This window comes from Lysinibacillus composti, from assembly GCF_016908465.1.
Lineage (GTDB): Bacteria > Bacillota > Bacilli > Bacillales_A > Planococcaceae > Ureibacillus > Ureibacillus composti_A.
The window spans coordinates 1-7408 of the sequence record NZ_JAFBDY010000043.1; the positions used below are offsets into that span (position 1 = coordinate 1).

Annotated in this window: 6 protein-coding genes; 3 read left to right on the forward strand and 3 right to left on the reverse strand. The window is 34.1% G+C overall.

All coding sequences use genetic code 11. The annotated features are described in order from the left end of the window. Positions 1 to 67 precede the first annotated feature (67 nt). Positions 68 to 1357, reverse strand: coding sequence for an S-layer homology domain-containing protein (locus JOD29_RS20045; RefSeq protein ID WP_124767046.1), 1290 nt, complete (start codon positions 1355 to 1357; stop codon positions 68 to 70). A gap of 843 nt (positions 1358 to 2200) precedes the next feature. Between JOD29_RS20045 and JOD29_RS20050 the strand changes: the two genes are divergently transcribed. Both JOD29_RS20050 and JOD29_RS20055 read left to right on the forward strand, forming a co-directional pair. After that, the gene (locus tag JOD29_RS20050; protein WP_205101747.1) at positions 2201 to 3271 is read left to right on the forward strand and encodes a hypothetical protein; all 1071 of its coding nucleotides are present in this window, start codon (positions 2201 to 2203) and stop codon (positions 3269 to 3271) included. A gap of 304 nt (positions 3272 to 3575) precedes the next feature. Further along, complete coding sequence (locus JOD29_RS20055) at positions 3576 to 3872, forward strand: hypothetical protein (protein ID WP_036180461.1); 297 nt, start codon at positions 3576 to 3578, stop codon at positions 3870 to 3872. Between the two features lie 197 nt (positions 3873 to 4069). On the opposite strand, the gene JOD29_RS20060 is transcribed toward JOD29_RS20055, so the two are convergent. Both JOD29_RS20060 and JOD29_RS20065 read right to left on the reverse strand, forming a co-directional pair. Then, on the reverse strand, positions 4070 to 5233 hold the full coding sequence (locus JOD29_RS20060; RefSeq protein ID WP_036180464.1) for an ABC transporter permease: 1164 nt from the start codon (positions 5231 to 5233) through the stop codon (positions 4070 to 4072). Next, entirely contained in the window at positions 5223 to 6506 is a 1284-nt protein-coding gene (locus JOD29_RS20065) for an HlyD family secretion protein (protein WP_240033645.1), read from the reverse strand. The genes JOD29_RS20060 and JOD29_RS20065 overlap by 11 nt, the downstream gene beginning before the upstream one ends. Positions 6507 to 6752: 246 nt before the next feature. On the opposite strand from JOD29_RS20065, the gene JOD29_RS20070 reads away from it, so the two are divergent. Beyond that, positions 6753 to 7310, forward strand: a complete 558-nt coding sequence (locus tag JOD29_RS20070; RefSeq protein ID WP_036180466.1) for a TetR/AcrR family transcriptional regulator — start codon at positions 6753 to 6755, stop codon at positions 7308 to 7310. Positions 7311 to 7408: the final 98 nt, after the last annotated feature.

The following is a 7408-nucleotide window of genomic DNA, read 5'->3' on the forward strand; positions in this document are numbered from 1 at the left end:
CTTGTTTTTCGACAATTCAAGTATATAGAAATCGGTGATTACGTGCTTTTTTATTTATGAAATTTTTTCAAACCCCAACAAATATTATAGAGCCTAAATTTACAGTAGTGTTAATTGTTATTTTTTCAGCATCTGCATTGATTTCTAGCGTCGATGCTTTAGCTGATACTCTTACTTCAGAAAATTTTGTATCTGAAGATAAGGATACATTGTTACGTTTTGCATGAACTGATTTAAATTTTGATTTCTTTAAATCAATTTTTGGTCCTTTTGTTGTTTCCGCAGCTACAAAGCCATTAATTGATGCGACTTGGTCTGCAGCTCCTTCCTCAATAATTAATTCTCCATTTGCAGTAAGACCTTCGGCTGAAAAATTAGTAACAGCTTTATCTGTAAGCGTAACATTACCAGTCACTGTCATATTATTAAGAGCAACAAAATCAGCATTTACGGTAACAGCTCCTTGGATTGTTGTATTGCTGCCATCAAATACTATAGCTTTTCCTTTAGCTCCAGAAGCATTAAATGTTAGTGATGAAACTTCTGTAACGACACCATTCGAAACAACTGCTGTTACTTTTGCACCTTTCAAAGCAGCCGCATTTTTAGAATGAAAGATTGACGTTAAAGAAGAAGCAACTTTTAATTCACCTTCAGAAGTTTGAATCGTATTATTTGAAACACTTTCAATTGTTAAAGTAAGCTGTTGATCTTGTTGTTCTGGTTGGTCAGAAGGTTTTATTTTTTCTGCACGGATAACGAATGCAGCTAATTGACCTCGTGTTACATTTGAAGAACCATCAAATGTAGTTGCTGTTTTACCTGTCGTTACACCGTTTTCATAAAGAGCCGAAATATAATTTTTATAATCACTTCTCACATCTGTAAATGGAAGTGAATTAGTAGAAGGTTTAAGTTCAAAAGCCCCAGCAAGTATTTTTGCCATATGGTTGCGTTGAACTGGTTCACCCGGACGATACGTATTATCTTCATAACCACTAATAATTCCTGCATTCGCTAGTGCTGCAATAGCGCCATAGTATTGATGACTTGTTGGGATATCTTTAAAACCCGGATTTTTTACATTTTTAGTGTCTAAATCTAGGGCACCAGCAATAATTTTTGCTGCTTGTCCACGAGTTACATAGTCACCTGGACGAAATGTACCGTCTTCAAATCCTTTAATAATCCCGCGTTCAGCTAGATTCGTCACTTCTTTATAAAAATTATAATTAGTAGGAACATCCGAAAAGCTTGTATTTGCACTTGTTGTGCTTGGTGCTAACGTCGCCACCCCTGATGCAGCCACCGTAGCGGCCATTGTAGCAATAAAATACTTTTGATATTTCTTCTTCAAACTAATTCATCCCCTTTATTTGGATTTAAATTGTAAATCAACCAATATTTATACTAGAGAAAGTTTGTAAATTTAAGTTAGTAGTTTTGTGAAACAATTGTAAATATTAGAGGTCAATTGATAGATTTTTGTTATAAATTGTCGATTTATAAAGTATAAAAGTTCTATGAAACAGTTATTCTGAATACCTTTAGAAATTATTCATTCTCTATTATTAGGTTAAATTTCATAAAAAAGTGATTGTATGTTAACTCTGCAAATCTTAATCATTATATGGTTGGAAATATATTAATATGATTTTTTCAAGTATTTAAGTGAAGTCAACTAGAAAAATTTAGATAATTAAATGTTTAATTTTCAACCATATTCTTGTTTTCTATTAAAATAATTACAAATTATGATTATATTTGGGATAATGAAATAAATTTTATCGAGGTGTTAAAATGAAAAACATATTACTTCTTCTCGTCTTACTATTAGTTTTTATTTGGGTGCAATGATAATAGTAAGCAAGAAGAGACGTTACAATTCAATCAACAATTTGAAGAGGCGATTGAACTAATAAACCTAAACGAATTTCAACCGGCAAAAGGAATTTTAACAGAGCTGGAGGAAACTTTAAGTTCTAGTAAGGAACATAATGATTTACTTAAAAATGTACAAACTGAATTACATAATGTTGAAGATCTCATAGCTCAAAATAAACAATTAGCATCTATACTGCTTGATATTTATGAAAACTACGGAGTTGCGTCACCTAATCATAGCTATCATGAATCAGAGTACTCTACTGGAGTTGTCTACACTGAATTAATTGATTTTAATAACGATGCGAAAAAAGAGTTGTATATTTTATTTAAAAGTAATGACTATCAGACGGATCCAATGGAACATCGGAATCAAAATGGTTACATAGAAGAAGTATGGGGAGCTTCCGAATCGGACCCAACACTTCTATGGGATGCTTTTTATACGATTGATTCAAGCACAGCATCAGATTTAGCTGTAACACTAGTAAAATTAAAAGATAATACAACAGCTATCAAACATTCTAGTGATATGACTGGACAAGGAAGTGAATACTCGCACAATCTATTCTTTACGCTTCATGATAAAGCAATTACTTTATCTGACGAGTTTTATTACGCATTAAACAATAACATTGAAGAGGATAATCTTTTCTATGGGGTCAACGGTGATACAGTTGATCAGCAAACATATGAAAAAGCCTTCGATACTTATACAGGAGAGGAACAACCAATTATAAAAAGTTCAATTGGAACGAAGGAATTTGCAATGGATCTTTCAAATCCTATATCTTCTCTAGAAAATGTTATTAACACGTTAACCACTGACATGGGCGATTTTGCTAATGGTAAGGAAGCAACTATGACTCCAGAATTAGAACAAGCAATTACAGATTATAGTTATTTCGGAAATATTGACAAACGTGATGCCCTTACCTATGAATCGATGATTGCATATGTCATTTTGCAAAAGATCGTTGAATCAGATGCCTCAGGGGAATATGGATCAGGTTATACTGAGCAAACAGTTAAAAATGCTATAAAAGAATACTTTAACGTGGATTTAGACCCAAATAGTCTAGACTTGCCTTCAGAGTTTGATTTGGAAAATTGGAATTGGATGTACTATAAGGATGGGATTTTCCAATTAGCTGCTTCGAATTTTTACGAAGACGTAGTGATTCGTAATATTAAAAAAGTTGTACAAGTATCCGACGATTTACTTTTTGCAAAAGTAAATGATTTAAACTTTGACAACATGAACCATAGTTTTAATACAAATCTTGACTTTGATTATAAGCTTTATATAAATAAACCAATCGAACAATGGCCAGATCATGCTCAGCCTTATTTGAAAAGAGAACTCCCAACCTACCTTTTAAAGTAATAATCGATACCAATTGTACTATCATGGAAATAAGGTGTTAACGCGTGAGGAGATAGAGGAGTTTTGATTGAAAAAGAATACTTACTGTGCAAATTTAAGTTGTTCAAGTAATAATTACTTTGTCGTTTAAATAGAGCCTGTCAGATCTTCTTAGCAGACGCTATTTATACTTAATGAATACTTACTAATATTAACGGAATCATGATTTCAAGTTTGGAGTGTTTGATTCAGTTACATTTCAAATAGTAGATTATTCTCTAGTAACTTCTATGTTATAATATAAAAAAACGTGGAGGTAATGAGGATGAATAACGAAATAGCAGAATTGTTACGCTCAGTTTTAAAGGAAGAGTTAGAACCAGTCAATAACCGATTAGACTCAATGGAACAACGATTAAACGGAATGGATCAGCGTCTCGACTCAATCGAGCAAGAAGTGAAAGCATTACGAACAGATCATGCTGAACTTCGAAATGAGATTATTGGAACTTTAGGTGACTTCACCGAAAAAATAGCATCCGATGTAGATTACAAAACATCTGCATTAAACAAACGGGTGTTTAATATCGAAACGGAACTTCAACGTTTGATTGGGGATTAATTGTAAAATATATCGTTTTTAATTAAAAGAGATTCTGATTTGTAAAGTTATGGGTCCCTTCCTTTAACTGCCAACAAATACTTGACTCAAATAAAGAAGATTACCAATTTGGCGAATATGGTAATCTCCTTTTAGTATTATGTTTAATTTTACTTTTATATTAGGTACATCTATTTCAATTTCACTAATCTCTCCGATTAAAGAGCATCTTTCTTCCTAAATACAATCGTACTCGTAGCAAGGAAAGCGACAAAGAAAGTTACAAGACCAATTAGTAAGAGACTAATAATATCGCCCCATATAAATGATAGGCCATTCCCTTTAATTAATACATGACGAATTCCATCTAAATAATAAGTCAAAGGTAAGACTTGTGAGAGTCCAACTAAGAAATTAGGCATTTCTTCTAATGGCCAAGTAAATCCGGATAACACAAAAGATGGGACAGCAACAAGCATAGTCACCTGAGTAGCGCTTAGTTGATCTTTAGCAAATAAACTTGCTAAATATCCTATACCTAATACCCCAAAAGTAAAACTACAAGACAACAAAACTAGCGGTATGACGTTACCCTGCATTGGTAGTTTGAACCAATATAAGCAAACTAATAAGGTCGTAAGTGTATTAATTAAATTTACTAAGAAATAGGGAAAGACTTTAGCAAAAGCTAATCTCCAAGGTGTTAACTTCCATTTGGCAAATTGCCCCCATAACCCACTTTCTTTTTCACGTGTAATCGTTAAAGCTACTCCTAAAAATAACACCTGCTGCAATATCGTTCCAACTAAGCCATAGACCATGAAGTCACTGTAGTTGGAAGTTGGATTATATAAAATACGTGTACGATAAGGAATGTGAAAAAAAGTTGAATTAATTTCCTCATCCCGGAATCCCTGCTGTTGAAGCTTCGTCTGTGAAAAACCATAGCTGAAAGTACTAATGATTGAATTCGCTGCTCTACTTGTTGAATTAGTTACAATCATATTACTGCCATCAATCAAAGTGACGATAGGAAGGTTCTCACCTTGTAAAAGTCGTTTATAGAAGTTTTCTGGTATTACAATGCCGACCTTTATCTCTCCTATTGCTAACGCATCCTTCAATTCCTTCTCACTTTCCATATAACCAGTCACATGAAAGGTTTGACTTTCATCAAACGCTTGTATGATTTGTCGGCTTAATTGGCTATTATCATGATCTATCACAACGGTGTTTACTTCTTTTAGTTGAGCACCAGAATAAGAATATCCAAACAGGAATGTATATATTAGTGGAACTAAAAATAATAGCCCAATTGTATGTGGATTCTTAACAATATGCATCCATTCACGATAAAGGATATCCCAAACTTTAATTTCCATTATGTTCACCTAAAAGTTTCAACCATTTGACTGTCATGCCTGTTTTCACATCATTAGGAATATTTTCATATTTTACTTTAACACTAAAAGAACGAATATCTGTATCATCCATGTTTTGTGTAGCCTTTTGAACTGCAAAATCGGCGGCAGGCGATATGGAAACTACTTTTGCTTTTAATTTTTTTCCGGTTGCGATTACTTCAATTTGAACCCAATCTCCAACTTGTATGTTAGAAATCTCGGTTTCAGGGAAGTAAAATTTCGAATATCTTTCCTCTGCTTGCTCCAATGTAAAGACTGGGAATCCTGCACTTACTAGTTCACCCACTTCTGCTGCTTTCGTTTTAATTACTCCGTCAGTTGGGGCGATTAGCTGTGTATATGATAAGTACACATTGGCTTCAGCCAAGGCGGCTTCTGCTTGAGATTTACCTGATTGTGCCGTAGATACTGCCCCAGCAGCTTGCTTAATACCTGCTTCCGCTGCTTTCACTTCACCTTGTCGCACCAAAACTTCATCTTGTGAAGCTACAGCCAATTCATGAGCAGCCTTTGCCTGATCTACTTGTGCTTTGGCAGCTTTTATCTCTTCTTCACGTGGACCTTGGACAGCTATTTCATATTGCTGTTTTGCCACCTCATACTTCCCTTTGGCTTCTTGATAGGTTGTATTAGCCTTATCAACATCCGCCTGGGAAGCTAAACCATGTTCCAGTAAGGTTTGTAGACGTTCTAAGTTATCCTTCGCTACTTTTTGAATTTCTTCCGCTGCTTTCATTTGACTTTCTGCTTGCTTGATTTCTTCTGGACGAGCACCATTTTGTAATGCTTCCAAATTTGCTTCTGCTGCTTTTAATGCAGCTTCAGCCTGAGCAACTTTCTTTGCAGCGGTTTCTGCTGTTACATTCACTGCTGCATTGCCCTGTTCTGTTTTAGCTACCGCAGTCGATTGAGCTGCTTTTGCTTCATTTATCTGTCCATCTGCTACACTTACCGCAGCTTCTGCCTGCGATACTTTAGCTTTTAATTCATCATTTTGTAGAACTCCAATAACCTGGCCTTTTTTAACTACATCTCCTTCATCTACGAGAAGTTCCTCAATTCGTCCATCTAGCTTAAAACTGACCTTACTTTCATCTCCTTCAATATATGCTGTTGGCTGTCCTTCCAAAAGATTTTTTCCTGCTGCTTCTTTTTTATCTAACAGGAAAAAACCACCAACAATTAAGCCAGCAATAAGGCACAAAACTAAAATAAGTCTTGCCTTTATCACTTTAAAACCCCCTTCTTAACAGTTACGATACTGAATGACCAAAAATGGATTTTAGTTCTGAACGTAGTAAAATATACCATATATTACTTAACTAATCTAGAAAAATTTTCTTTTAGTTCATATTTTTAAGTTCCAAATGGAATTCTAGTTCATTTTAATATAAACTTAAAATGAAATTAATTAATGGAAAAAAGACAGGATTTTGTCATTGAGTACATTCCAAGAAAATAAAGGGGAATGCGAAAAATGATTGAGGAAAAAAAAGAGAGAATTATTGAAGCAGCTACTACCTCGTTCAGCCAATTTGGTTTCAAAGGTACAACAATGGATAGTGTTGCAAAGATTGCAAAGGTCGGAAAAGGAACAGTATATACTTATTTTGACAATAAGGAAGATTTATTCGACGAAATCGTTGATAGTACCATCAAACAAATGATGAATGTTGCTAATAAAGCAATTAAACCAGGATTACCATTTCATGAAAATATCCGTCACGTGCTTGAAGCAATTTTAGCATTTAGACAAAGTCACTCCCTTATCATGAAAATAGTTCAAGAAGCTCGGGATATCCAAACCGTTCATGTCATCAAAACAATTGAAAAAATCGATCAGAAAATAATCGATTATTTAAAAAATCTAATTCAGGAGCAAATAAAAACGGGAGAAAACATTCAACAAGACCCTGAATTTTTGGCCTTTATATTATTTAAAACCTATATTCTTCTAATTTCAGATTGGGAGAGAAATCATCCTTCTTTGGATTCTAGTAAAATTACTGAAGTTTTGCAGCGACAGGTGTATTAAAAAAGGTTCTATGTCAAATGTTGGGGTGAAGTGATATTACACGGCACCCCGATTATCCTAAATGAATCCCAATTTTCTTAGATAAATTATTTAATAAA